Annotated in this window: 25 protein-coding genes, 1 tRNA gene and 2 pseudogenes; 13 read left to right on the top strand and 15 right to left on the bottom strand. The window is 50.6% G+C overall.

Features of this window, described 5'->3' with window-relative positions; all coding sequences use genetic code 11:
- Positions 1–12 precede the first annotated feature (12 nt).
- From pqiA to rmf, 4 genes are all read left to right on the top strand, one after another.
- Complete coding sequence (pqiA, locus tag NA389_RS11630) at positions 13–1,266, top strand: membrane integrity-associated transporter subunit PqiA (protein WP_000333143.1); 1,254 nt, start codon at positions 13–15, stop codon at positions 1,264–1,266.
- 4 nt (positions 1,267–1,270) lie between these two features.
- The gene (gene pqiB / locus NA389_RS11625; protein WP_000433412.1) at positions 1,271–2,911 is read left to right on the top strand and encodes an intermembrane transport protein PqiB; all 1,641 of its coding nucleotides are present in this window, start codon (positions 1,271–1,273) and stop codon (positions 2,909–2,911) included.
- Complete coding sequence (gene pqiC, locus NA389_RS11620) at positions 2,908–3,471, top strand: membrane integrity-associated transporter subunit PqiC (RefSeq protein WP_000759139.1); 564 nt, start codon at positions 2,908–2,910, stop codon at positions 3,469–3,471. The genes pqiB and pqiC overlap by 4 nt, the downstream gene beginning before the upstream one ends.
- A 255-nt stretch (positions 3,472–3,726) precedes the next feature.
- The gene (gene rmf, locus NA389_RS11615) at positions 3,727–3,894 is read left to right on the top strand and encodes a ribosome modulation factor (protein ID WP_001537784.1); all 168 of its coding nucleotides are present in this window, start codon (positions 3,727–3,729) and stop codon (positions 3,892–3,894) included.
- 99 nt (positions 3,895–3,993) lie between these two features.
- Here rmf and fabA read toward each other — a convergent pair whose 3' ends face one another.
- Together fabA and NA389_RS11605 are read right to left on the bottom strand one after the other, a co-directional pair.
- Entirely contained in the window at positions 3,994–4,512 is a 519-nt protein-coding gene (gene fabA, locus NA389_RS11610; protein WP_000227928.1) for a bifunctional 3-hydroxydecanoyl-ACP dehydratase/trans-2-decenoyl-ACP isomerase, read from the bottom strand.
- A gap of 68 nt (positions 4,513–4,580) precedes the next feature.
- A complete protein-coding gene (locus tag NA389_RS11605) occupies positions 4,581–6,341 on the bottom strand; it encodes an AAA family ATPase (RefSeq protein ID WP_000156463.1) in 1,761 nt (586 codons plus the stop codon).
- Between the two features lie 185 nt (positions 6,342–6,526).
- Between NA389_RS11605 and matP the strand changes: the two genes are divergently transcribed.
- The gene (matP, locus tag NA389_RS11600; RefSeq protein ID WP_000877172.1) at positions 6,527–6,979 is read left to right on the top strand and encodes a macrodomain Ter protein MatP; all 453 of its coding nucleotides are present in this window, start codon (positions 6,527–6,529) and stop codon (positions 6,977–6,979) included.
- 71 nt (positions 6,980–7,050) lie between these two features.
- On the opposite strand, the gene ompA is transcribed toward matP, so the two are convergent.
- Together ompA and sulA are read right to left on the bottom strand one after the other, a co-directional pair.
- Positions 7,051–8,103 carry a porin OmpA gene (gene ompA, locus NA389_RS11595; protein WP_001562588.1) on the bottom strand — a complete coding sequence of 351 codons (1,053 nt, stop codon included), beginning with the start codon at positions 8,101–8,103 and terminating at the stop codon, positions 7,051–7,053.
- 356 nt (positions 8,104–8,459) lie between these two features.
- Positions 8,460–8,969, bottom strand: a complete 510-nt coding sequence (sulA, locus tag NA389_RS11590) for an SOS-induced cell division inhibitor SulA (protein ID WP_000288730.1) — start codon at positions 8,967–8,969, stop codon at positions 8,460–8,462.
- A gap of 216 nt (positions 8,970–9,185) precedes the next feature.
- On the opposite strand from sulA, the gene NA389_RS11585 reads away from it, so the two are divergent.
- On the top strand, positions 9,186–9,791 hold the full coding sequence (locus tag NA389_RS11585; RefSeq protein WP_001202375.1) for a TfoX/Sxy family DNA transformation protein: 606 nt from the start codon (positions 9,186–9,188) through the stop codon (positions 9,789–9,791).
- On the opposite strand, the gene yccS is transcribed toward NA389_RS11585, so the two are convergent.
- A complete protein-coding gene (yccS, locus tag NA389_RS11580; protein WP_000950858.1) occupies positions 9,778–11,931 on the bottom strand; it encodes a YccS family putative transporter in 2,154 nt (717 codons plus the stop codon). The genes NA389_RS11585 and yccS overlap by 14 nt on opposite strands.
- An 18-nt stretch (positions 11,932–11,949) precedes the next feature.
- On the bottom strand, positions 11,950–12,396 hold the full coding sequence (locus tag NA389_RS11575; protein ID WP_001261222.1) for a YccF domain-containing protein: 447 nt from the start codon (positions 12,394–12,396) through the stop codon (positions 11,950–11,952).
- 123 nt (positions 12,397–12,519) lie between these two features.
- On the opposite strand from NA389_RS11575, the gene helD reads away from it, so the two are divergent.
- On the top strand, positions 12,520–14,574 hold the full coding sequence (gene helD, locus NA389_RS11570; protein WP_000420528.1) for a DNA helicase IV: 2,055 nt from the start codon (positions 12,520–12,522) through the stop codon (positions 14,572–14,574).
- Between the two features lie 35 nt (positions 14,575–14,609).
- On the opposite strand, the gene mgsA is transcribed toward helD, so the two are convergent.
- Both mgsA and NA389_RS11560 read right to left on the bottom strand, forming a co-directional pair.
- Complete coding sequence (gene mgsA / locus NA389_RS11565; protein WP_000424187.1) at positions 14,610–15,068, bottom strand: methylglyoxal synthase; 459 nt, start codon at positions 15,066–15,068, stop codon at positions 14,610–14,612.
- A 94-nt stretch (positions 15,069–15,162) separates the two neighbouring features.
- Positions 15,163–15,825 (bottom strand): DUF2057 family protein, encoded by a 663-nt coding sequence (locus NA389_RS11560; protein WP_000847732.1) that lies wholly within the window; start codon positions 15,823–15,825, stop codon positions 15,163–15,165.
- Between the two features lie 173 nt (positions 15,826–15,998).
- Between NA389_RS11560 and NA389_RS11555 the strand changes: the two genes are divergently transcribed.
- Positions 15,999–16,412 carry a CoA-binding protein gene (locus tag NA389_RS11555; protein WP_001537782.1) on the top strand — a complete coding sequence of 138 codons (414 nt, stop codon included), beginning with the start codon at positions 15,999–16,001 and terminating at the stop codon, positions 16,410–16,412.
- A 44-nt stretch (positions 16,413–16,456) separates the two neighbouring features.
- Here the strand turns inward: NA389_RS11555 and hspQ are convergent, their stop codons facing one another.
- Entirely contained in the window at positions 16,457–16,774 is a 318-nt protein-coding gene (gene hspQ, locus NA389_RS11550) for a heat shock protein HspQ (protein WP_000561983.1), read from the bottom strand.
- A 57-nt stretch (positions 16,775–16,831) separates the two neighbouring features.
- On the bottom strand, positions 16,832–18,043 hold the full coding sequence (gene rlmI / locus NA389_RS11545) for a 23S rRNA (cytosine(1962)-C(5))-methyltransferase RlmI (RefSeq protein ID WP_000140488.1): 1,212 nt from the start codon (positions 18,041–18,043) through the stop codon (positions 16,832–16,834).
- A gap of 214 nt (positions 18,044–18,257) precedes the next feature.
- Here rlmI and NA389_RS11540 point away from each other — a divergent pair, with 214 nt between their 5' ends.
- From NA389_RS11540 to yccX, 3 genes are read left to right on the top strand one after another with little or no spacing between them, the layout of a single operon-like run.
- Complete coding sequence (locus tag NA389_RS11540; protein WP_000859426.1) at positions 18,258–18,806, top strand: YbhB/YbcL family Raf kinase inhibitor-like protein; 549 nt, start codon at positions 18,258–18,260, stop codon at positions 18,804–18,806.
- A 25-nt stretch (positions 18,807–18,831) separates the two neighbouring features.
- Positions 18,832–19,611, top strand: coding sequence for a helix-turn-helix transcriptional regulator (locus tag NA389_RS11535; RefSeq protein ID WP_000548082.1), 780 nt, complete (start codon positions 18,832–18,834; stop codon positions 19,609–19,611).
- Between the two features lie 48 nt (positions 19,612–19,659).
- Complete coding sequence (gene yccX, locus NA389_RS11530) at positions 19,660–19,941, top strand: acylphosphatase (protein WP_000072886.1); 282 nt, start codon at positions 19,660–19,662, stop codon at positions 19,939–19,941.
- Here yccX and tusE read toward each other — a convergent pair.
- Positions 19,938–20,267, bottom strand: coding sequence for a sulfurtransferase TusE (tusE, locus tag NA389_RS11525; protein ID WP_000904446.1), 330 nt, complete (start codon positions 20,265–20,267; stop codon positions 19,938–19,940). The genes yccX and tusE overlap by 4 nt on opposite strands.
- Before the next feature lie 86 nt (positions 20,268–20,353).
- Positions 20,354–21,013: an FtsH protease modulator YccA gene (gene yccA, locus NA389_RS11520; RefSeq protein WP_000374046.1), complete on the bottom strand. Its 660-nt coding sequence runs from the start codon at positions 21,011–21,013 to the stop codon at positions 20,354–20,356.
- A gap of 394 nt (positions 21,014–21,407) precedes the next feature.
- Between yccA and NA389_RS11515 the strand changes: the two genes are divergently transcribed.
- Positions 21,408–21,495 (top strand) — tRNA-Ser (locus NA389_RS11515).
- Between the two features lie 135 nt (positions 21,496–21,630).
- On the opposite strand, the pseudogene NA389_RS11510 reads toward NA389_RS11515, so the two are convergent.
- Positions 21,631–22,131: pseudogene (locus tag NA389_RS11510) on the bottom strand (PipA/GogA/GtgA family type III secretion system effector); the annotation flags it as partial.
- Between the two features lie 170 nt (positions 22,132–22,301).
- Positions 22,302–23,177, bottom strand: coding sequence for an SPI-2 type III secretion system effector PipB (pipB, locus tag NA389_RS11505; protein ID WP_079917085.1), 876 nt, complete (start codon positions 23,175–23,177; stop codon positions 22,302–22,304).
- Between the two features lie 217 nt (positions 23,178–23,394).
- Between pipB and NA389_RS11500 the strand changes: the two are divergent.
- Positions 23,395–23,717 (top strand): annotated as a pseudogene (locus NA389_RS11500) (hypothetical protein).
- A 9-nt stretch (positions 23,718–23,726) separates the two neighbouring features.
- Here NA389_RS11500 and sigE read toward each other — a convergent pair.
- Positions 23,727–24,068, bottom strand: a complete 342-nt coding sequence (sigE, locus tag NA389_RS11495; protein WP_000444724.1) for a type III secretion system chaperone SigE — start codon at positions 24,066–24,068, stop codon at positions 23,727–23,729.
- Position 24,069: the final 1 nt, after the last annotated feature.

The raw sequence follows: 24,069 nt of genomic DNA, 5'->3' as shown, positions 1-24,069 counted from the left end.
AAAGGAGCGCCTATGTGTGAACATCACCATGCTGCGAAGCACATATTGTGCCCGCAATGCGACATGCTGGTGGCTTTACCCCGCCTCTCGCATGGGCAAAAAGCAGCATGTCCACGATGCGGCGCAACGTTAACGACCGAGTGGGACGCGCCCCGGCAGCGTCCTACCGCCTATGCGTTAGCGGCACTATTTATGTTGCTGCTTTCTAACCTTTTTCCCTTCGTGAATATGAATGTCGCGGGCGTCACCAGCGAAGTCACGCTTCTGGAAATCCCCGGCGTCATGTTTTCTGAAGATTACGCCAGCCTCGGCACGTTCTTTTTATTATTTGTCCAACTGGTGCCGGCATTTTGCCTGGTGACCATTCTATTACTTGTCAACCGCGCCAATCTGCCGTTGTCGGTAAAAAAAACGCTGGCAAGGATCTTTTTCCTCCTCAAATCGTGGGGAATGGCGGAAATATTTCTCGCCGGGGTGTTGGTCAGTTTTGTTAAGCTGATGGCCTACGGCGATATCGGCATCGGCAGCAGTTTTATTCCCTGGTGCTTATTTTGTCTCGTTCAACTGCGGGCGTTCCAGTGTGTCGATCGCCGCTGGTTGTGGGATGATATCGCCCCGCAGCCTGCACTGGCGCAGCCGTTAACGCCGGGGATTACCGGTATCCGGCAGTCTTTGCGTTCTTGCGCCTGCTGCACGGCGATCCTGCCTGCGGAGAGTCTCGTCTGTCCGCGTTGCCATACGAAAGGCTATGTCCGGCGTAAAAACAGTTTGCAGTGGACGCTGGCGTTATTATTTACCTCGATCATGCTTTATCTGCCCGCCAATATTTTGCCGATTATGATTACCGACTTACTGGGCTCTAAAATGCCGTCGACCATTCTGGCTGGCGTGATTTTGCTGTGGAGCGAGGGGTCTTATCCGGTGGCGGCGGTTATCTTTCTCGCCAGTATTATGGTGCCGACGCTAAAAATGATCGCTATTGCCTGGCTTTGTTGGGATGCGAAGGGCCACGGTAAGCGCGACAGTGAACGGATGCATTTTATTTATGAAGTAGTGGAGTTTGTGGGGCGCTGGTCAATGATTGATGTCTTTGTCATTGCCGTACTCTCTGCGCTGGTGCGTATGGGAGGGTTAATGAATATTTATCCTGCGATGGGTGCGTTGATGTTTGCTTTAGTCGTCATAATGACAATGTTTTCTGCGATGACCTTTGATCCGCGTCTGTCGTGGGATCGTGAATACGAACCAGGCCATGAGGAGTCCTGATAGCATGGAACCTAAAAAAGGGGAAGCCAAAGTACAAAAGGTGAAAAATTGGTCGCCTGTCTGGATATTCCCGATTGTTACTGCGCTTATCGGAGCCTGGATTCTGTTTTATCACTACAGCCACCAGGGGCCGGAAGTTACCTTAATTACCACCAATGCGGAAGGTATTGAAGGCGGAAAAACGACGATCAAAAGTCGCAGCGTGGATGTTGGCGTGGTTGAAAGCGCGACGCTGACTGACGATCTGACCCATGTACAAATCAAAGCGCGGCTTCATTCCGGTATGGAAAAGTTGCTGCATAAAGACTCGGTATTTTGGGTCGTAAAACCGCAGGTGGGGCGTGAAGGCATCAGCGGGCTTGGGACGCTGCTATCAGGCGCGTATATTGAACTACAACCAGGAAGTAAGGGCAGTCAGCCGGAAAGCTATCAGCTTCTTGACTCACCGCCGTTGGCGCCGCCCGATGCCAAAGGTATTCGTGTGATTCTGGACAGCAAAAAGGCCGGTCAGCTCAGTCCTGGCGATCCCGTTCTGTTCCGGGGCTATCGGGTAGGATCCGTTGAAACCAGCTCTTTCGATCCGCAAAAACGGACAATGAGTTATCAGTTGTTCATTAAGGCGCCAAACGATCGATTGGTTACCAGTAATGTCCGATTCTGGAAAGATAGCGGTATCGCTGTGGATCTGACATCGGCGGGAATGCGCGTGGAAATGGGATCGTTGACGACATTGTTTGGCGGCGGCGTGAGTTTTGATGTGCCGGAAGGACTTGAGCAGGGGCAACCTGTCGCCGAAAAAACGGCGTTTAATCTCTACGACGATCAAAAAAGTATTCAGGATTCGCTGTACACCGATCATATCGATTACCTGATGTTCTTTAAAGATTCGGTGCGCGGATTACAACCTGGCGCGCCGCTGGAGTTCCGCGGTATTCGTCTGGGGACGGTAAGCAAAGTGCCTTTCTTTGCGTCTAAAATGCGCCAGGTATTTAACGATGATTACCGTATTCCTGTGCTGGTGCGCATTGAACCGGAGCGTCTGAAAGCGCAACTGGGAGAAAATGCGGATGTTGCCGCGCATTTGGCGGAGCTGCTTAAGCGCGGTCTGCGTGCATCGCTTAAAACCGGTAATCTGGTGACCGGAGCGCTGTATGTCGATCTGGACTTTTATCCTAAGGAACCGCCGATTACCGGGCTACGCGAATTTGATGGTTATGAAATTATTCCCACCGTCAGCAGCGGCCTGGCGCAAATTCAACAGCGACTGGTGGAAACGTTGGATAAGATCAACAACCTGCCGCTGAATCCGATGATTGAACAAGCGACCAATACGTTGTCTGAAAGCCAGCGTACTATGCGTCGGCTGCAAACCACGCTGGATAATATGAACAAGATTACCTCCAGTCAGTCGATGCAGCAGCTTCCGGCGGATATGCAAACGACGTTACGCGAACTTAACCGCAGTATGCAAGGCTTCCAGCCTGGATCGGCGGCGTATAACAAAATGGTGGCGGATATGCAGCGTCTCGATCAGGTGCTTCGTGAGTTACAACCGGTGTTGAAAACTCTGAACGAGAAGAGCAACGCGCTGGTATTTGAAGCGAAGGATAAAAAAGATCCTGAGCCTAAGAGGGCGAAACAATGAAAAAATGGCTAGTCGTGATAATGGCGTTCTGGCTGGCGTCATGTAGTTCCGGCGGAGAAAATAAAAGCTATTATCAGCTCCCGATAGTGCAAAGCGGTGTGCAAAGCACCGCAAGCCAGGGCAACCGTCTCTTATGGGTAGAGCAGGTTTCCGTACCTGACTATCTGGCAGGTAACGGCGTGGTGTATCAAACCAGTGATGTTCAGTATGTGATTGCCAATAACAATCTGTGGGCCAGCCCGCTGGATCAGCAATTGCGTAACACGCTGGTGGCGAATCTTAGCGCCCGGCTTCCTGGCTGGGTCGTCGCTTCCCAGCCGTTGGGAACCACCCAGGATACGTTAAACGTTACCGTAACCGGATTCCATGGACGTTACGATGGTAAGGTTATCGTCAGCGGGGAGTGGCTATTAAACCACAACGGACAACTGATTAAGCGGCCTTTCCATATCGAAGCCAGCCAGCAGAAAGATGGCTATGATGAGATGGTCAAAGTACTGGCAAGCGCATGGAGTCAGGAAGCAGCCGCTATCGCAGATGAGATAAAGCGCCTTCCCTGAGATAAAAGTAATGTAAATTTAACCGCTTCAGGTCGTACGCCTGAGGCGGTTTTTTTATTTTTGACGCCGGAAAAATAGTTGTTATGGCTCACATTTTTTGTACAAATGATTTACCGTATAGCTCACAAATATGACATTGGTGTGAATTTTGCGCATTGACGGGCGATCCATTTAGAGGTATTCGTGTAGTGTGATTGCACATTTTGTAATCACTGTTTTCTTTTCCACCAGATACAAATATGAGGGAAACGAGGCATGAAGAGACAAAAACGAGATCGCCTGGAACGGGCACATCAACGTGGATATCAGGCCGGCATCGCCGGACGATCAAAAGAAATGTGTCCCTATCAGACGCTGAATCAACGGTCATACTGGTTGGGAGGTTGGCGACAAGCCATGGAGGACAGGGCGGTAATGGCCTGATTCTGTCTCTTTAGAAAAAGAAACCTCCGCAGTGCGGAGGTTTCGCCTTTATTGGCTTTGCAAGCATGATACCGATAGCGCGGAATATCAATTCAACACTTAGAACGCGGAAGTATCCTGGAACAAACCGACTTTCAAATCGTGTGCGGTATAGATTAGACGACCATCCACCAGAACCTCACCGTCCGCCAGGCCCATGATCAGGCGACGGTTTACGATACGTTTGAAATGAATGCGATAGGTGACTTTCCTGGCTGTCGGCAGAACCTGACCGGTAAATTTCACTTCGCCCACGCCCAGAGCGCGGCCTTTGCCTTCGCCGCCCAACCAGCCCAGGTAGAATCCCACCAATTGCCACATAGCATCCAGACCCAGGCAACCGGGCATCACCGGATCGCCGATAAAGTGGCATCCGAAGAACCATAGGTCCGGATTGATATCCAGCTCGGCTTCGACATAGCCTTTGTCGAAATTGCCGCCCGTTTCGGTCATCTTAACGACGCGGTCCATCATCAGCATGTTCGGCGCAGGGAGTTGCGGCCCTTTAGCGCCAAACAGTTCACCACGACCAGAGGCAAGAAGGTCTTCTTTTGTATAGGATTCGCGTTTATCTACCATGTTTTATGTAAACCTTATTTTATTGAAGCACGCAGGATAGCTAACACGTGTACGCTGAACAAGTCCGATCAGTTCGGAATAAAAGCGTTCAGCCAACGTAATGGCCACGGGAAACGATGACGGCCTTCCTGTTGCGTCGCCTGCGCGATACGCTCCTGGATAGTCTGCATCAACGTCGTTTGACCTTCGCCATCCCACACCAGATTTAACAGTAGCGGTAAGGCGTCGGTCACGTCGTCTACCGCCCAGATAGTGAACTTCTCTTCTTTAACCGCTTGCAGCAGTTCAGATTTAAGACTGAGATGGCGGACATTGGCGGCAGGGATAATCACGCCCTGTTTACCGTTTAATTCCCGCTGCTCGCAGATGGCGAAGAAACCTTCAATTTTTTCGTTTAGCCCGCCCACCGGTTGCGCGCGACCAAACTGATCGACCGAGCCGGTAATCGCAATGTTTTGATTCACTGGCACATTGGCCAGCGCGCTGATAAGCGCACATAATTCCGCCATTGAGGCGCTATCGCCATCCACTTCGCTGTAGGATTGCTCAAAGGTTAACGAGGCAGAGAAGGGAATTTGTTGCTCCAGCTGCAACTCCGACATCAGGAAGGCCTGCATAATCATCATTCCCTTAGCGTGGATATTTCCGCCAAGTTCGGCCTTGCGCTCAATATCGTTAAATTCGCCATCGCCGATATGCACAACACAGCTAATTCGCGACGGTTCGCCAAAGGCGCGCGGATGCCCGGGAAACTCAATGACGGAAAGCGCATTGATTTGTCCAACGCGTTCGCCTTCGGTTTCAATCAGGATCTGCTCTTGCAGAATCTCATCCTGCATCCGTTCCGCCAGAAAGCCTTCTCGCCATTCGCGTCGGGCAAGCATCAGACTGAGCGCTTCTGCGCTACAGGTATCGCCTTCGCATAAAGGCGACGCCTCCTTAAACTGGCGGGCTATCCACAGTGGGCAAAGAGGCAGCGTATCCTGTTCGCCGGTATAGCGCACAGCCTCGCGTATCAGGACGGGCCAGGCGTCCGGTGCCGGAGGGGGCAAATTATCGCGTAAAGCGATACGCGTCACCCATTGACACCACAGGGTCATAGCTTCTGCGTCCGCTATCTGTAAATTGTCTTCAAATTCACTGTAGATAGCCTGTTCCGCGAGCTCCGGTTCCATTTCCTGAAAATCAGCCAGTGATTCACGTTCGCCAACCAGAATCACCTTCAGTTTGAGCGGCATTGATGGCACGGAGACCGGTAATGGACGCGACTCGTCAAACGCCACCCAGTCAAAACGCTCGCGGCTAACGATGGCTTTCAGACGCATCCACAGTAACGGCTGCGCCAGAAGGGTTCGTAAGGAAATAATCAGCACGCCGCCGTTTGCCTGATGAACCAGTCCCGGCTGCAGGGTAATGTCGCCGTTATACTGCCGCAGGCAACCAAAGAGCTGTTCGGCTTCGACCCAGTCCGCGCTGACGACTTGTGTGACGGTGGCAAAGTTGTCTTGCGCATTCTGCGCGGCGCGGTAATGAACAGTATGCCCGGAAACGTCATAATGTCCGCCGGTTAATTGTCCGGCATCGGTTTGCAGAGCGCGGACGGCATCTGAAAGTAAAGTGAGATACTCTTGCTCTTCAGGCGCTTTAGTCAGCATAAAAGAGGATGAGGTCCACGGCTGAATAAGTTGCTCAAGCGCAAATTGCAGTCGTGGCTGAGTATCACTGAGTAAGGTGTCGTTTTCGTCAGTCGCGTGTGGCTGTGCAAATATCTCCTGATAGCTTTCGCTATCCGGAACCAGATCACGCCATGCAAGTTTCGTAATGGTCAAAGTTGAGGTTTTTTAGTCTGTTGTAAAAGGGGGGATTATAGCCTAACCCGTCACGCTGCACACGCGGAAAGCGAATGCAAAGTAATATGAAGACGTGTAACCATTCACAGGTTCGAGATTCTTTTCTTCAGATGGCTAAAAAACTGATATTCTGATAACAGTTACACGGTAACATTGGGATCACAATGAAATATCAACAACTTGAAAATCTTGAAAGCGGTTGGAAATGGAAATATCTGGTGAAAAAGCACCGCGAAGGGGAGTTGATCACCCGCTACGTGGAAGCCAGTGCTGCCCAGGAAGCCGTCAATTTGTTGTTGGCCCTCGAAAATGAACCGGTGCGGGTAAATGTCTGGATAGACAGGCATATGAATCCTGCCTTGCTTAATCGGATGAAACAAACCATTCGGGCAAGACGCAAACGACACTTCAATGCGGAACATCAGCATACGCGCAAAAAATCTATCGATTTAGAGTTTATGGTCTGGCAGCGTCTGGCGGGCCTTGCGCAGCGACGCGGTAAAACATTATCCGAAACGATAGTGCAACTGATAGAAGACGCGGAGCATAAAGAGAAATATGCCACGCAAATGACCACGTTAAAGCAGGATTTACAGGCGTTATTAGGCAAGAAGTAACGCTGAAAGGCGTTGTCATCCAGACCAGAGCAAAAAACCCCGCGACGCGGGGTTTTTTATCAGACGGAAACTTAAGCCTGCGGCTGAGTTACCACGTCTTTAACGCCTTTAACTTCGATCTCTACGCGACGATCCGGAGCCAGGCAATCGATCAGGGCAGCGCGAGGTTTCACGTTGTCACAGGTGTTGCCGGTAACCGGGTTAGATTCGCCCATACCACGTGCGGAGATTTTGTCAGACGGAATACCTTTGGAGATCAGGTAATCAACAACAGACTGAGCACGTTTCTCGGACAGACCCTGGTTGTAAGCGTCAGAACCGATACGGTCAGTGAAGCCCAGAACGACGACGGAACCGTCTTTCGGATCCAGGTTGCTCAGCTGGCTGTACAGCTGATCCAGAGCCTGCTGGCCTTCTGGTTTCAGAGTTGCTTTGTTGAAGTTGAACAGTACGTCAGACTTCAGAGTGAAGTGCTTGGTCTGTACTTCCGGAGCCGGAGCCGGTGCCGGAGCTACTACCGGAGCAGCTTCTTGCTGGCCGAAACGGTAGGAAACACCTACGCTCAGCAGGCCGTTGTCCGGACGGGTGCCGATGGTGTTGGCATCACCGATGTTGTTAGTCCACTGGTATTCCAGACGGGTTGCGATTTCAGGGGTGATGGCATACTCGATACCGCCCGCGAATACCGGGGAAACGCCGGTGTCGTGGTCTTTAGTAGACGCGCCGCCAGGGACGTTAGACTTGGTGTCTGCACGCCATACCATACCACCCAGACGGGTATAAACGTCCAGATCGTCAGTGATTGGATAACCCAGTTTAGCGGTCAACTGAACGCCCTGAGCTTTATAAGCGCCATTGATGTTGTCGCCTTTGTACGGCATACGGCCTAACCAGTCGTAGCCCATTTCAAAGCCAACGTACGGGTTAACCTGGTAACCACCAAAAGCACCTGCGCCCAGTTGGTTTTCATGAGTCGGGCCATCATTGTTAATGAAGCCGGTGTCATGGTACTGAGACCAGCCCAGTTTAGCACCAGCGTACCAGGTGTTATCTTTCGGAGCGGCCTGCGCTACGGTAGCGAAACCAGCCAGTGCCACTGCAATCGCGATAGCTGTCTTTTTCATTTTTTGCGCCTCGTTATCATCCAAAATACGCCATGAATATCTCCAACGAGATAACACGGTTAAATCCTTCACCGGGGGATCTGCTCAATAGTTACTCTACCGATATCTACGGCTTATGCTGAGCACCCCTGGCGATGTAAAGTCTACAACGTAGTTGGAAACTTACAAGTGTGAACTCCGTCAGACATGTGAAAAAAACATGATGGATATACACATCATTTAACAGTTTCAGATGATAAATCGTACAGCAAAAATTGCGGAAACCGCTTCTGGCAAGCTTTCTCGCAAAAAAAACGTTACCACTCAAAGGAGATGCGTTCGCGTAAAAAAAAGTCCAGGATAAATCCTAATTTTACTTAATGATACAAATTAGAGTGAATTTTTAGCCCGGAATGCTGTCTCCTGGGTAAAGCGTGCGCACGTACAGGGCGCATGATAAACCCTACCGCATTACCTACCTTCGCTGCTTCAACCAGGCTGGCATGTTCTTCTTCTGTCAGTTCTTCAGTCAACCAACCAATTACCACGCTGTAATTTCCTGTACGCAAAGCGCGGATCATCGACTCCAGCGTATGACGAGGCGCAAGCTGGCTAATTTGCATCACTTTCGTTAATGGCAAACCTGAAGACTGTACCCATTCACGGCTGAGCTTTTGCTGCGGCGTGAGCCAGAGCTGCCAGCGTGATTGTTGGCCTAACTGACGGAGTAAAGGCAAAAGCAGGAGCTGCGCCATCATGGGCTGGTCTTCGTGGTAGACAACTTCACTGACCAGTCCTGCCGCGGCATTTTCCGTAGCGGTGCGCGCAGCGTTGTGGGTAGTGGTAGGAAATGACGAAGAACGATTTGCATAACCTGAAGTGTACATAATCAATCCAGCCCTGTGAGTTACTGTATATTCATACAGTACCCCTGTGGCGATGAAAGATCAACTCTATTTTCGGAAACTGTCTCGCAATTTTTATTCTTAGTGGCGTCAAAAATAAAAATCATCTTGCTCGCGGAGTATAAGTTGCCTATTTTCGTCATTAACGGATCCGTTACTGCAAATCATTCTTTTACTTTATGATTTAAAAGGAATTTTATGAGAGCACTCTCTTATGACAGGATCTATAAATCGCAAGAATATTTGGCCTCTTTGGGGACGATCCAGTATCGATCTTTATTCGGTAGCTATAGTCTGACCGTGGAGGATACCGTCTTTGCGATGGTGGCTAATGGCGAGCTTTATCTCCGCGCCTGTGAAGAAAGCGTACCCTACTGTGTGAAGCATCCTCCCGCCTGGCTCATGTTTATGAAATGTGGACGTCCCGTTATGCTCAACTATTACCGGGTGGATGAAAGCCTGTGGCGCGATCAGCAGCAGCTGGTACGTTTATCGAAGTATTCTCTTGACGCGGCAATGAAGGAAAAACACAGCCGTATTTTACAGCACAGACTCAAAGATCTCCCCAATATGACCTTCCATCTGGAAACATTGCTCAATGAGTCAGGGATAAAGGACGAAAATATGTTACGCATACTGGGCGCGAAAATGTGCTGGCTAAGGTTGCGACAAAGCAATCCCTTGCTGACAGTGAAAGTTTTGTATGCCCTGGAAGGCGCAATTGTCGGCGTACATGAAGCGGCGCTCCCGGCGAGTCGTCGCCAGGAGCTTGCCGACTGGGCTCATTCGCTTACGGCTGGGTAATTAATGTAGAAGTCGGCGGTGAAATTTGCCGTTGCAAGCGTCCAATCTCGGGCAGTAAGGCAATGAGCAAACCAATTTGTTGAACAACCAGAGGTTCTTTGCTGTCCGGACGTGTTTCCAGCGACTGAACTCGCTGCTTTAAACCCTCCAGCGCCTGGTGTACGCGCTGTTCGTCTTCAGGTTGATGATGAAGCGCATCATCAACGTAGCAGACCGCGTCATCCAGAAGCCCCAACACGTCCGGATTACTGAGCTTTTCGCGGTGCGCGCCGAGGGCGGAGATATAGCTGGTAAAAGTGTGATTGAGGCAAAGCAGCCTGAACGCCGCCTCCCGGGTTTCGGCCGTGACGTCGGGTTCGCTCGACATATTAGAAACCACGGATGCCAGTTCTGCATCGCGGTTGTGCGCGTCGCGTCTGGCAATGCGATAGGTCAGGCGGTTATCCCGTCCCTGGTGATATTGCTCAAGGATCGCATCAAGGTAGCGGCAATTAGCATCGGTGGCGCGCTGGAGTACCCGGGGAAGGTTGCGAAAGCGCCAGTCCGGCCAAATAAAGCTGACCGCAGCCCAGGCGATAGCGCAGCCAATTAACGTGTCGACGACGCGCGGTAACGCTACCTCGAAGCCTTCGCCCAGGAGGTTAAAGCAGAGTAATACCAGCAGGGTGATGAACATCGTCGCATGGGCATACTGCACATTACGGAATGCGAAGAAAAGCACGCCGGTAATCACCAGCAGAACTAACTGTCCTTCAAGCGAAGGGACAAACCATAAAATCGGCAGGCCGATCGCAACGCCTACCAACGTACCGATAATCCTGAGCGCAAGGCGATGGCGGGTCGCGTTATAGTTAGGCTGACAAACGAACAGGCTGGTGAGCAATATCCAGTACCCGTGGCGCATCCCGGTAATTTGGATGAGAGCATAACCGATGCACAATACCAGCGACATGCGTACCGCATGGCGAAAGAGAGCGGACTCCGGGGTAAAATTACGGCTCAGACGCAGCCAGATGTCGCTAAACCCGTGCAGGCTATCATCAGCCAACTGGTTTTCTGACTCATTGCGCGGCATTGCCTGGGCCTGCTCCGACTCGATCGTCGCCAGTTGCGCATCAATGGCGCGTAGGTTGGTTAATAAGAACCCAAGCGTATTTAACAGCTCTAAAGAAGCGCCGCTGGCGCGCATACGTTCAAGCGCGGCGTCAATGTGGGTAAAGGCGCGTTCAAAACGCGGATCATGCTGGTACGGCGTACGCAGTAAGATACAGCGCGCCAGCTGCGTACAGGCCTGCGCCTGCATCGACATCAGACGTTGAAAGCGGAACATGACGTCGCTATGGCGAAAATAATCGCGCAGCGTCTGGTATTGAATATGCGAAGAACTGGCGCGTTCATGAATATCCTGCGCCACAAAATAGTAATGGAGGGTGCGGCGCGTACCGCGTTGACCGCGATCGCCGCGCAGGCGAGTCAACAACGACACTTTCGTTTGGTTCAGCGTCGCCATTAACTGCCCGTTCGCTAACGCTAAATCATAGAGCGGCGCCTGGCTTTCATCTTCAATATCAGGATCAAACAGACGTGATTTCAGTTCCAGATAGTGCGCTAACTGTTCGTAACTGCGTGCCAGATTATCCTGCAACGGACGGATCGGAAATAGCAGATGCCCGGTTAGCGTCAGTAGGTTATACCATACTGCGCCTGCCAGCAGGAGCAGTGGTTGCTGATACCAGTGATCGTATAAAGAAGCGCCCAGCATCGTATAGATGGCAATGAGTAACGCGCCGAACGCGATGGTGGCATAGCGTTGCCCCAGTCCTCCCAACAGAATAAACCCGCTGGTGGATAACGTTAAGCCCAACGCAAATAGCCACGGCCAGGGAAAGAGCAGCTCCACAGAAGCCGACGCGATAAAAAAGCAAATTAAGGTAATGATTAAATTACGCAAGCGTCCGGCAAGGCGATCGTCGAGATCGGTTAGCGCCGCGGCAACCATACCGAGCGTGAGCGGGATGGTAAGTTTGACGTCGCCCAGCCACCAGGGCAGGGCGGTGGTGCCGCACAGAGCGATAAAAATGCGGATGTAATACAGCCAGGCACTGTTCCAGGTATAACGGCGAATCAACGGACTTAACATAAAGGCTATTTGTCCCGATCATTCAAAACGGCGGCGCGCGTTAGCTTCTCGCGCGGCGCGAGCGGTTTCTACAGAGACGACGCGGCGACCGACAGGCCAAAGCGCAATCGCGGCAATTTTAAAGTTCGCAATACCGACAGGTATCCCGATGATAGTGACACACTGCGCGATACCGGAGGCAATGTGCATCAGGCATAGCCACCAGCCGAAAAAAAGTAACCAGAAAATATTCAGCAAAGTACCGCCAGTATTCATTAATACGCTTTTCGCCGCCGGATTAAGTTCGTCAACGTGAATGGCTTCATTACCGTAAGGGAACAGGGACAGTTTGGTTATCTCCCAGCAGGAGCGGGTCAACGGCAGGGTGAAAATAAGCACAATACTGACCAGCGTCGCCAGCAGCCAGGCCAGCGTAGTGGCAAAGCCGCCCAGTACAAAGTTTAAAATATTCAGAACGGTACGCATAAACCCTCAGTTCATTCCGGTTTTCTATCACTGCGGGCAATTGTAACGTTTTTTTAGACTGGAGCACGTTTTCTCTGGCGGTTACACTGATAAGCACATCTTTACGTCTGGATTCGCTGAGTCATGGAACTGAAAGCTACTTCTCTTGGAAAACGTCTGGCGCAACACCCGTATGATCGTGCCGTGATCCTCAACGCTGGGGTGAAAGTGTCTGGCGACAGGCATGAATATCTTATTCCATTCAATCAGTTATTGGCGATTCACTGTAAGCGTGGGCTGGTATGGGGCGAGCTGGAGTTTGTCCTGCCGGAGGATAAAGTCGTGCGTTTGCATGGTACTGAGTGGTCGGAAACCCAGCAATTCCATCGCTATCTGGACGCGCACTGGCGTCGCTGGAGCCAGGAGATGAGTGATGTCGCCGCGCAGGCATTGCAGGAGCAATGGGAGCGTATTAGTGAGCGAACGGGCGAAAACCAATGGCTTACCCGTGAACGCGTTCGGGGGCTGGAACACGAAATTCGCCAGACGTTTGCCGCCTTGCCGCTGCCGGTCTCACGTCTGGAGGAGTTTGCTCACTGTCGCGAGATATGGCGTAAGTGTCTGGCCTGGTTACAGGATAGCGAGGGAAGTCGGCAGCAGCATAATCAGGCGTATGCTGATGCCATGCTGGAAGCGCATGCCGACTTTTTTACGCAGATAGAATCTTCTCCGCTTAATCCTTCCCAGGCCAGGGCGGTGGTTAACGGCGAATCATCGTTACTGGTACTGGCGGGCGCGGGAAGCGGTAAGACCTCGGTGCTGGTGGCGCGCGCGGGTTGGCTGTTGGCGCGCGGACAAGCAGATGCGGGGCAAATTCTTTTACTGGCGTTTGGTCGCAAGGCGGCAGAGGAGATGGATGAGCGTATCCGCGAGCGCTTACATACGGAAGAGATTACTGCCCGTACGTTCCATTCGCTGGCGCTGTATATTATTCAGCAAGGCAGTAAAAAAGCGCCGGTTGTCAGTAAGCTGGAAAGTGACGCCACCGCGCGGCATCAGCTATTTCTGCGCACCTGGCGTCAGCAGTGTAGCGAGAAAAAAGCGCAGGCCAAAGGCTGGCGTCAGTGGCTGGAAGAGGAGATGCAGTGGGTAGTGCCGGAAGGTAATTTCTGGGACGATGAGACATTGCAGCGGCGTCTGGCCCCTCGCCTGGATCGTTGGGTCAGCTTGATGCGTATGCACGGCGGCGCGCAGGCAGAAATGATCGCTGGCGCGCCAGAGGAGTGCCGCGAGCTGTTTGGCAAACGCATTAAGCTGATGGCGCCGCTGCTGAAGGCCTGGAAAAGCGCGTTGAAAGCGGAAAATGCCGTTGATTTCTCCGGTCTGATCCATCAGGCAATGGTGATCCTCGAAAAAGGGCGTTTTATCAGCCCGTGGAAGCATATTCTGGTCGATGAATTTCAGGATATTTCCCCGCAACGGGCGGCGCTGTTAGAAGCACTGCGCAAGCAGAATAGCCAGACTACGCTGTTTGCCGTGGGCGATGACTGGCAGGCGATTTACCGTTTTAGCGGGGCGCAGCTCTCCTTAACGACGGCGTTTCATCAGATGTTCGGCGAGGGCGAGCATTGCCACCTGGACACCACGTACCGTTTTAACAGTCGGATTGGCGATATTGCCAATCGCTTTGTACAGCAGAATCCGCACCAGCTTAAAAAACCGTTAAATAGTCTGACCCCAGGCGATAAAAAAGCGGTGACGTTATTAGATGAAAGCCAGTTGGACGCGTTACTGGATAAATTATCCGGCTATGCGAAGGAAGATGAACGTATCCTGGTGCTGGCGCGCTATCATCATCTGAAACCCGCGAGTCTACAAAAAGCGGCGACTCGCTGGCCGAAGTTACAGATAGACTTCATGACTATCCATGCCAGCAAAGGCCAACAGGCCGATTACGTGATTCTTGTCGGATTGCAGGAGGGTAACGACGGTTTCCCCGCCCCGGCGCGAGAATCCATTATGGAAAGTGCGCTTCTTCCTCAGGTTGAGGATTTTCCGGACGCTGAAGAGCGGCGTTTGTTATATGTGGCGTTGACGCGCGCGCGTGCGCGGGTCTGGCTGCTTTTTAATAAAGATAATCCCTCGCGCTTTGTGGAGGCGCTTAAACAGCTGGATGTGCCGGTGGCGAGGAAGCCCTAAAGCGCGGGCGGTACAGCATCCCGCCCGCGTAGCGGTTATTTCAGGCGCTCGGCCAGATAACGCGCATAATCCGGAATAAGAATATCTACAGCGTCATTAAAATGCGGGGACTGGATGATAAAGTCCGCCGTTGAGACATTAGTGGCGACAGGAATATTCCATACGGTGGCCAGACGCAGTAGCGCTTTGACATCGGGGTCGTGCGGTACCGCGTTAAGCGGGTCCCAGAAGAAAATCAACACGTCGATTTTCCCTTCTGAAATGAGCGCGCCAACCTGCTGGTCGCCGCCCATCGGGCCGCTCAGCATCGCATTAACGTCCATACCGGTTGCGCGCTGGATCAGATTCCCCGTGGTGCCGGTTGCATAAAGAACGTGTTTTTCCAGCAACGGCTGATGGCGTTCCACCCAGTTCATTAACATCTGTTTGCAGTGGTCGTGAGCAACCAACGCGATATGTTTGCGCGTCGGCAAGGTGCGAGTCGTCAGTTCCATAATTCGATTCCGTAGTTAACCTGTCTACAGATTACTGGAAGCGCTTGATGCTGCAAGAGAAAGACAAAAAAATTGCGCGCTGGGACAACTCATATCAAGAGGGCGGCTGTTTTTCCGCCCATTGCAGAAAATGATGGCGTGTCTGCGGGTCGGCCAGTCGGAACCAATATTTCAGCCGCTGTTCTGTCAGAGTTTGTGATTGCGGCGGTACGGTATCAAGCTCTGAGACGTCGGAAAGTAATGTGCTGTCGTCTGCCATCATCGTGGCGAACTGAGGAAGCGAGGCGCGTTTCGCCGATTTATTATAACGCTCGGTCTCTATTTCATAATCGACCACTTTAGCCGTAGAAGTAATGGCCAGAATATCGAGTTTTACCGGAATGGGCATGGCGTCGCCGTCCAAAAGCGCCAGACGCGGCGCCGCGTTAAAATGCGAGGCTTCGCGCTCGTTTTCCAGCCGCGGGAGCTGAAAATTGACCTGACTTATCAGCTGGGTATCGAAACTTATCACCAGCGGCGGAGAAATATAAAGCCGCTCTTCATTACCGGGCAGGCGGATGGTTTTTTCCACCCGGAAAACGAGTTGATGCGGCCCGTTTTCCAGTTCGATGCTCTCTGCGCCGCGTAATAAAGAGCTGGACACCTTTTTACCGTCCAGCACCAGCAGATCAACCTCATTCGACAAACGGAGCGTTGTGGCAAAAACAGTCACCGGCAAACAGAGAGCAAGGAAGGTGGTTAGCGCGCCGGTTTTCATAAGGTTCTCCTGTCCAAAGGCCGTCTGGCTAATAATGTATCGAAATTTTTCTTAGATCATGTTTACTAACATATAGACATATTTTGGCGTTTTGCTCTCATACATCGGTATGGGATGAATGGTTGCTATGTCAGGTTTGTCGTACACTTTGCAAAACAGCCAGGAGAAAGATGATGAAAGAGACCGATATTGCTGATGTATTGACGTCCACTCGCACTATCGCGCTGGTAGGTGCGAGCGATAAACCCGATCGTCCAAGTTATCGGGTAATGAAATACCTGCTTGAGCAGGGTTACCATGTGATTCCGGTTGCGCCAAAAGTCGCGGGTAAGACATTGCTGGGGCAACAGGGGTATGCCACGCTGGCGGACATTCCAGAAAAAGTCGATATGGTGGATGTTTTTCGCAACTCTGAAGCTGCATGGGGCGTTGCGCAGGAAGCTATCGCTATCGGCGCAAAAACGCTGTGGCTACAGCTTGGCGTGATCAACGAGCAGGCGGCGGTACTGGCGCGGGATGCAGGCATGACCGTGGTGATGGATCGCTGCCCGGCGATTGAGATCCCTCGCCTGGGGCTGGCGAAATAAAAGTTTAAATGGCCGGATATCGCCCTCCGGCCTTTTAAATACAATCAGTTACGTAGTCGCGGCGCCTGAAGCTGTTTGCGAATGGTACGCGCCAGTTCATCCATCGATGGCTGTTCTGGATGCTCGTCCCGCATTTCGCTTCGCAACTGGGCCTCGGCCAGATAAGTATGCACTGGCTGACCATCATCATCTTCCATTACCACGTGGTACCACGGAGCGGCGCGAAGTTCGTCGTTAACCGCCAGTTCATCAGGCGACGGCTCATCAAGCGAATATTCCGGGTCGATATCGACGACCACTCCGAGGTAACCTAACAGGGAATGGCGGACCTGTTGGCCGATACCGAATTTGCTGGCTATCATAGTCACCTCCCGGGAAATAGATACCCTTTATATGAGGATACTATTCCACTTTTCAAGTTACATGACGCGACAGGCAAACCCTTTCAGATACAGCCCTTCCGGGTAGGTGGCGATCACCGGGTGATCGGCGGCCTGACGGAACTGCTCTATAAATTGTACATCACGACCGGCATCTATTGCGGCATCGGCAATGATTTTCTGAAATAAATCGCTGGTCATCAGTCCGGAGCAAGAGAATGTCAGCAGTATGCCGCCCGGATTGAGCAGTTGAATCGCTAGCATGTTAATGTCTTTATAGCCCCGGCAGGCACCCATTAACTGGCTTTTATTTTCGACGAATTTGGGCGGATCCATGATGATGACGTCGAATTTTTCGCCGTGTTCACGGTAAGCGCGCAGCAACTTAAACACGTCATCGCGCACGAATTCGGCTTTGCTCAAATCCAGTTGGTTCAGTTCAACGTTTTGCCTGGCGATATCCAGCGCATCCTGTGAGGTATCCACGCTGACAACCTGGCGACAACCGCCCATTAATGCCGACACGGCAAAACCGCCGGTATAAGAGAAGCAGTTCAGTACCCGCTGATTTTCCACGTAGCGGCGCGTCGCCAGACGACTGTCGCGCTGATCAAGATAATAACCGGTTTTGTGGCCGCCCTGGATATCGACCAGCAATTTCATACCGTGTTCTTCAATTGGCAGAAGCGCAGGCGGCAGTTCGCCAGTGACCGGGCCTTGCGTCAGCGCCATCCCTTCTTTTTTCCGCACGGCGACGTCGCTGCGATCGTAAATAGCGCAATCCGGATAGCATGTTTGCAGAGCGCTAATTAATGCGGCGCGTTGATATTCGGCCCCGGCGCTGAGCAGTTGCAGCACCAAAAAATGACCAAAACGATCGATAGTGACGCCAGGCAGGCCATCGGACTCACCGGCGATCAGACGATAGCTATCCAGGCCGTCTTTTTTCGCCAGCCAGTCGCGCCACTGCTGCGCCTGGCGCAGGCGGCGGGTGAAAAACGCAATATCAATGGATTCTGCTTTATCAAATGTCCAGACGCGCGCGCGGATCTGGGATGCTGGCGACCAGGCGCCGCGTGCTAACCACTTTCCCTGATGGTCGACGATATCGATAGTTTCACCGAGGTTGGCTTTGCCTTCCAGGCGGGATACGGCGCCGGAAAAGACCCATGGGTGGCGGCGGAGTAAAGATTTTTCTCGCCCTTTGCTGAGGACTAAACGGGGATATTGCGAAAATGTAGATTCAGTCATGCGGAGTAACCTCTCACAAACAGTAACGCGAGCCGGATGATAGCTCCAGCCAGGGACCGTGAAAACGAAATGGCGCGTAGGGTAGCACAGATAAGAGGGGCAATCATCAGCGTATGGTGGTGAGCGTTTCTGCACAAAATAGAATCGTAAAGGCACAGTTTCTTCAGCGGGCGCTTTTTATAGTGTTATTTCTTTATATGAAGAAGGAAATACAATGAAAACAGTCTTCTCTTTGACCGCAGCCGCAATGATGGCATTGAGTGGCAGCGTATCTGCCGCATCGGCGTTTAGCCTCAGTAGCGCGGATATTCCGGCGGATTTTCGTTTAACGCAACAGCACGTCTTTAAAGGATTTGGTTGTAGCGGAGAAAATATTTCGCCGCAGCTGAGCTGGCGCAATCCGCCTGCCGGAACCAAAAGCTACGCTATTACCGTCTTCGATCCTGATGCGCCCACCGGAAGCGGCTGGTGGCACTGGACGATGGTGAATATTCCTGCGCAGATTCACGACCTGCCGACGGGGGCTGATAAAAAAACGTTACCCGCTGGAGTGGTGCAGGGACGGAATGATTTCGGTTATGCTGGCTTTGGCGGCGCCTGTCCGCCGCCGGGCGATAAGCCTCATCGCTACCAGTTTACTGTGTGGGCGCTGAATACGGCAACACTGCCGCTCGACAGTGAGTCGAGTGGCGCGTTGGTAGGGTTTATGCTTAACGCGCATGTGATTGCGAAAGCAAAATTCACGGCCACATACGGAAGGTAAAACAGAGGACGGCACGGTGCAGGAGATGCATATTCGACATCAGGATCTTACGACGGCAGAGGTGCGTTCCAGTCATCTGCACCGTTTGCATCGTGTTACGCTTTTTTCCGCCGCTATCTGCCATATTACGCAGGGCAGTAAAGTCATCATTCAGGATGATAGCCGCCTTGTCGCCGGGCCGGGCGAGTTGATTATTATTCCGGCGAACACGCCGCTGGAGATTATTAATCAGCCTGCGCAGAACGGTTTTCGCTCCGACCTGTTGTTACTTTCACCGGAGATTATTGCTCGCTTTAAAACGATGTACGTTCAGGATTATCCACCGGCAAACCTGACATCGCTGTGTACGCCGATGAGCCGTAGCCTGACATTTATGTGGGAGAACGTGTTGGATGCTGTGCGCCAGGGTTTACCCGTTGGGCTACAGGAACATCAGGCGATGGGGTTACTGTTAGCGCTTTTGCATGATGGCGCGGCAGGACCGCTGCTTATTGAACGGCGTTACACCCTCACGGAGCAGGTGCGGCAACTGATTATGCTCTCGCCTGCTAAGCTATGGACAGCCCAGGAGATAGCCCGCCGTCTTGCTATGGGAACATCGACGCTGCGTCGACGTTTGCAGCGCGAATCGCAGAGTTATCGACAAATTGTTGAAGAGGTGCGCATGTCCTGCGCGCTTTCTCAACTGCAATCGACGACGCTGCCGATCGGCGAAATAGCGCTACGGTGCGGCTACCTGTCGGGGTCGAGATTTACGGCCAGATTCCGCCAACATTATGGGTGTCTGCCCAGTCAGGTACGTTAAGTATGTCCTGTATGAGCCTCCACCACTGATTATGAAAGGAGAACCATCATGTCGAACGTCTGCATTATCGCCTGGGTTTATGGTCGAGTTCAGGGAGTCGGGTTTCGCTATACCACGCAGCATGAGGCGCAGCGGCTGGGGTTAACCGGCTATGCGAAGAATATGGATGACGGAAGCGTAGAAGTAGTGGTCTGTGGCGACGCGGCGCAGGTGGAAAAACTCATCAAGTGGCTGAAAGAGGGCGGGCCGCGCTCTGCTCGTGTGGACAAAATCCTCACTGAACCGCACAGCCCTCGCGAGACGCTAACAGGCTTTAGTATTCGATATTAAATACATTTTACCGGCTTGGGCAGACCGGCGATTTTGGTCGCTTGCTTTGCCGGGCCTTTCGGGAACAGACGATACAGATAGCGGCTGTTGCCTTTTTCTTCGCCGAACTTATTCGCCATCGCTTTTACCAGCATTCGGATGGCGGGAGAGGTATTAAACTCCAGGTAAAATTCGCGCACGAAGCGCACGACTTCCCAGTGTTCCGCAGAGAGCTCAATGCCTTCATTGGCGGCGATAGCGACTGCCAGCGCTTCACTCCACTGCGTCGTCTCTTTCAGATAGCCTTCGCTATCAGTACTGATTTCTTTACCTTCAAAGATCAACATAACGTTTCACTGCGTAATCAACACGGACGGCAGTGTAGCAAAAAATAAAGCCCTGCATAAGCAGGGCTGGAAGAGGGGAATGTCGATTAGTCGCGGCTGGCGAAGCCCAGAATGCTGAGCAGGCTGACAAAGATGTTGTACAGCGAAACGTACAGACTGACGGTCGCACGAATATAGTTGGTTTCACCGCCGTGAATGATGTTACTGGTTTCATACAGGATAGCGCCCGAGGAAATCAGGATAAACACCGCGCTAATCGCCAGGTGCAATGCAGGCAGTTGCAGGAAAATATTCGCCACCATACCAATCAGCACGACGACGATCCCGGCCATTAACATACCGCCCAAGAAAGACATATCCTTACGGGTGGTCAGAACGTAAGCGGAGCAGCAGAAAAATACTAACGCGGTCCCACCCAGCGCCAGGCCAATGACATCGCCCATGCCTGCTGACAGATAGGCGTTAAGAATCGGGCCCAGGATATAGCCGAGGAAGCCGGTAAACGCAAAAGCAGACAGGATACCGACCGGCTTATTGGCGGTTTTATAGGTCAGGAACATCAGCCCATACATACCGACCAGCGTCAGAATCAGGCCGGGGGAGGGCAGCATCAGTACCGTACTGGCTGTCGCGGTAATTGCGGAGAAAGCCAGCGTCAGGCTCAACAGAAAATAGGTGTTGCGCAGTACTTTGTGCGTACTCAGTAGCGAGCTACGATCACGCGATGATGTAATGATACGATCCATTAGTCACTCTCTTATGACAGATGTAATTAATAAAGGAGAATAATAAAAACAGTCACTGTCACCCAGTGGTTTTACCCATCTTTACGCATTCGTTTACGTTTAGTTTCCTTAAGAGATTTCAGGTGATTACCGTCGTTAAAACGGTCTGCTCATGCCTGGCGCTACGCCATAAAACAGGCGGCAGCGCCAACTACGCGCTACCGATAAAAAATTGATAATCACAGAGGTAAAACAGTGGGGACGATCAACACGTATTAAGCCAGTTTTTGTGTTGAAGAAATGGTCAATGTGCCGCTATTTCAGGCAATTAACGAAATTTTGCCTGTTTTTCACGCAAACGAACACATTCGGTCTTTACATGACGCACCGGGATGTTTATAGTGCGCCTCATTCCGGAAGTGTGGCCGAGCGGTTGAAGGCACCGGTCTTGAAAACCGGCGACCCGAAAGGGTTCCAGAGTTCGAATCTCTGCGCTTCCGCCAGATTAAACAAGGGGTTACCGAAAGGTAACCCCTTTGTTTTTTGGCGCTTAGAATATAGTTAGAAAATACTGCTAGAACATTTCCCGAAAAAACGGACTACGCGGGTCTTTAGTTTCTTTTCGTTTCCTGATGTGTCTATTTATTGAAGATGTAGGCCATTCCAGGAGGTGAAGGATGCCCCATCTCTTTCAGAATAATGTTGGTATATTCGACAACAGGGTCTCCTGGATGATTTTTTTCTTTATCCTGAAGATGGCTCAGTGCATGTACAACTTCATGAATAAATGAACGTTTTATGTCAAAAAGTTGTGGTCCTTCGTTACTTTCATAATGTTCGGTATATGAATCATCAGAATCGTCCAGATTGAGACAAATAACGTTCCTGCCTTCTGAAAGTTTGAAGTGTTCCTGAGCCACGGTAGTTTCAAAGGCTTCGCCTGCCCCCGATAGCCAGCGCTGCTCCACATCATGTAGTTCTTTTTCATATGCGTAATTCATCAGTCTGCGGAATGTTTCGCTTTGGGTGTACGCATTTTGAAGTACGGAGGATAGTTCATCGTAGCATTCGTCATAAATGTCGTCATCAATTTCTGTATCAGGGTCTATTCCACCCGCGCCTGAGATAAGGTACTCCACAGCCTGGATATTTTTAATCAAAGAGCTTATTCTGCTACGCTCTCATATCAACAATGTAAAAATACGCTGAAAATGTTATTTATAATGAAACTTAGGGGCGGGGTTTATTTAATAAAACAAGGGGGGCTTCTGTTTGAATACTTCTTGTTTATAAAATCCCTTTATCTCGACTAAAATATCGGATGGGGGAAGAGAGTTTCATCATTGTAATCCGGGAGTGGAGTAGGGGTATGTTGACTACCTGTCAGATCGGCTCCTGTTAATGCTTTCGCTAAAGTTAGAGCTATCTTATCTAATTTTGCACCATTTAGTTTGGTGCCAGTTAAGTCTGAGCCGAATAGAATTGCAGCGGTTAAGTTTACACCGGACATGTTAGCGCAAGTCAGGTCTACGTGAGTCAGGTTTGCTTTAGTCATGTTTGAACCCATTAGATTTACAGCGTGTAGATTTGCACAACACAAATTTGCACCGACTAAATTTACATTAGAAAGAGTTGTTTCCCGGAAATCTGCATTAGAAGCATCTATTTCTGACAAATCTTCCCCCTGGAAATCTTTATGAGCCAGGTTTACTCCGCGCAGGTTCAGAAAACCATCTTCGGTTATAAGTGAATCAGGCTGTTGTATATTATGTTTACTCATCAGCTTTAACATTCGACATACATTCCAAAATCTCTCACTATCAACGTTATCCGTTACAGTTTTTCCACTTTTGTTCACTTCAATAATGACCATGGGATCCGTATTTTCGGATGCTGCTCCACATGACAGACATATAGTACACCCGTTGACATCCTCCAGAAATATTTTATTACCATCGAAGAAAGCATCTTTATTTACATATAATAATGATGTGGTCAGTTTTCCAATTACCTCCTGAAAGCATCTTTCATTGCTTCTTCTTACTCCACCACAGGTAAAAAAATTGACAAACCATTCCAGTATACCGCGTGGTGAAGTTGCACTTTTCATTGCTTCTTTCGTACCGGTACCGGCCGCATGCAAATATCTTAATATATTTTCTGGGGACGCGTTAGTTATTGGCATTTTGATTCCTTCTTATGGAAGTGAGTCGATTCCTTATAGGTGTGAGTCAAGTCACATTTATACAAGGAATAATAAAAAAAGATATAAGGTGATTTTTGTATTTAGAGCTTTGGTTGAGTATGAGTAGGTGTCTGGCATCTGACAAGAGGCGATGATATCTGCCATAACGGTGAAGCAGAAGTAATATCACCCGTGAATAATAAGATTATCCTTACTATTGACTTCCTTCATTTCCAGCATAGCTTACGCTTCATCATCAATGAATAAACAATTAAGTTTGTTGAGCGAAAATTTACCTAAAGAAAAAATAATAAGCCTTAATATTTTTTTTGCAGTATTTCAACTTATAGCAGAATAAATGTGCGTAGATGGCGTAAAAACCTGACGAGCAGAAATACTTACACACTAAAAATGCTCCCGCAAACAGAGCAAAATGAGAAAGAGGAACGTTTGCCCCTTACATTTCCACCAAAGATTCTGGTTTTGTCTCTTGTAAAGGGCATACGTATCGCGTTTTATCTCATTAAGAAAGTATGTTGACGTATTAAATTAAGCATAATGCTCTTTCAATTGCTTCACGTTTGAAATGAATAATTCAAAACCAGTGAGCGCCTCTTCTTCGGTACTGGTTTGCGGCAAGCGATAAAGCGCCACTAAAGCAGTATTGTCTGCGTCAGCGCCGATAGTGACGGCGCTGGTGTAGTTCAGACGTAAAAAATGCTGCAAAGTCAGGATGTCGTCAGGCAATGGCATAAAGGGACAGCACATTTCCAGTGTATGATCGGATTCATTAAAATAAACCTGTATCCCATCATCAATGATAAGCAGTGGCTCATCTTCTGGCGCATCCAGGCCTAACGCGTCATATAAACGATTTAATAGACTTTCCATA

The organism is Salmonella sp. NW645 (assembly GCF_051703725.1).
Classification (GTDB): domain Bacteria; phylum Pseudomonadota; class Gammaproteobacteria; order Enterobacterales; family Enterobacteriaceae; genus Salmonella; species Salmonella enterica.
Note: the sequence above shows the minus strand (reverse complement) of the source record. Positions and strands in the feature narration are given on the sequence as shown.

Excerpts from the sequence above, each read along its gene's own strand:
- yccX (WP_000072886.1), top strand. The coding sequence starts at position 19,660 with ATGTCGAACGTCTGCATTATCGCCTGGGTTTATGGTCGAGTTCAGGGA.
- NA389_RS11535 (WP_000548082.1), top strand. The coding sequence starts at position 18,832 with ATGCATATTCGACATCAGGATCTTACGACGGCAGAGGTGCGTTCCAGT.
- helD (WP_000420528.1), top strand. The coding sequence starts at position 12,520 with ATGGAACTGAAAGCTACTTCTCTTGGAAAACGTCTGGCGCAACACCCG.
- pqiC (WP_000759139.1), top strand. The coding sequence starts at position 2,908 with ATGAAAAAATGGCTAGTCGTGATAATGGCGTTCTGGCTGGCGTCATGT.
- hspQ (WP_000561983.1), bottom strand. The coding sequence starts at position 16,774 with ATGATAGCCAGCAAATTCGGTATCGGCCAACAGGTCCGCCATTCCCTG.
- matP (WP_000877172.1), top strand. The coding sequence starts at position 6,527 with ATGAAATATCAACAACTTGAAAATCTTGAAAGCGGTTGGAAATGGAAA.
- pqiA (WP_000333143.1), top strand. The coding sequence starts at position 13 with ATGTGTGAACATCACCATGCTGCGAAGCACATATTGTGCCCGCAATGC.
- ompA (WP_001562588.1), bottom strand. The coding sequence starts at position 8,103 with ATGAAAAAGACAGCTATCGCGATTGCAGTGGCACTGGCTGGTTTCGCT.
- yccA (WP_000374046.1), bottom strand. The coding sequence starts at position 21,013 with ATGGATCGTATCATTACATCATCGCGTGATCGTAGCTCGCTACTGAGT.
- rlmI (WP_000140488.1), bottom strand. The coding sequence starts at position 18,043 with ATGACTGAATCTACATTTTCGCAATATCCCCGTTTAGTCCTCAGCAAA.
- pipB (WP_079917085.1), bottom strand. The coding sequence starts at position 23,177 with ATGCCAATAACTAACGCGTCCCCAGAAAATATATTAAGATATTTGCAT.
- tusE (WP_000904446.1), bottom strand. The coding sequence starts at position 20,267 with ATGTTGATCTTTGAAGGTAAAGAAATCAGTACTGATAGCGAAGGCTAT.
- sigE (WP_000444724.1), bottom strand. The coding sequence starts at position 24,068 with ATGGAAAGTCTATTAAATCGTTTATATGACGCGTTAGGCCTGGATGCG.
- mgsA (WP_000424187.1), bottom strand. The coding sequence starts at position 15,068 with ATGGAACTGACGACTCGCACCTTGCCGACGCGCAAACATATCGCGTTG.
- NA389_RS11585 (WP_001202375.1), top strand. The coding sequence starts at position 9,186 with ATGAGAGCACTCTCTTATGACAGGATCTATAAATCGCAAGAATATTTG.
- NA389_RS11555 (WP_001537782.1), top strand. The coding sequence starts at position 15,999 with ATGAAAGAGACCGATATTGCTGATGTATTGACGTCCACTCGCACTATC.
- fabA (WP_000227928.1), bottom strand. The coding sequence starts at position 4,512 with ATGGTAGATAAACGCGAATCCTATACAAAAGAAGACCTTCTTGCCTCT.
- yccS (WP_000950858.1), bottom strand. The coding sequence starts at position 11,931 with ATGTTAAGTCCGTTGATTCGCCGTTATACCTGGAACAGTGCCTGGCTG.
- rmf (WP_001537784.1), top strand. The coding sequence starts at position 3,727 with ATGAAGAGACAAAAACGAGATCGCCTGGAACGGGCACATCAACGTGGA.
- NA389_RS11575 (WP_001261222.1), bottom strand. The coding sequence starts at position 12,396 with ATGCGTACCGTTCTGAATATTTTAAACTTTGTACTGGGCGGCTTTGCC.
- NA389_RS11540 (WP_000859426.1), top strand. The coding sequence starts at position 18,258 with ATGAAAACAGTCTTCTCTTTGACCGCAGCCGCAATGATGGCATTGAGT.
- sulA (WP_000288730.1), bottom strand. The coding sequence starts at position 8,969 with ATGTACACTTCAGGTTATGCAAATCGTTCTTCGTCATTTCCTACCACT.
- NA389_RS11560 (WP_000847732.1), bottom strand. The coding sequence starts at position 15,825 with ATGAAAACCGGCGCGCTAACCACCTTCCTTGCTCTCTGTTTGCCGGTG.
- pqiB (WP_000433412.1), top strand. The coding sequence starts at position 1,271 with ATGGAACCTAAAAAAGGGGAAGCCAAAGTACAAAAGGTGAAAAATTGG.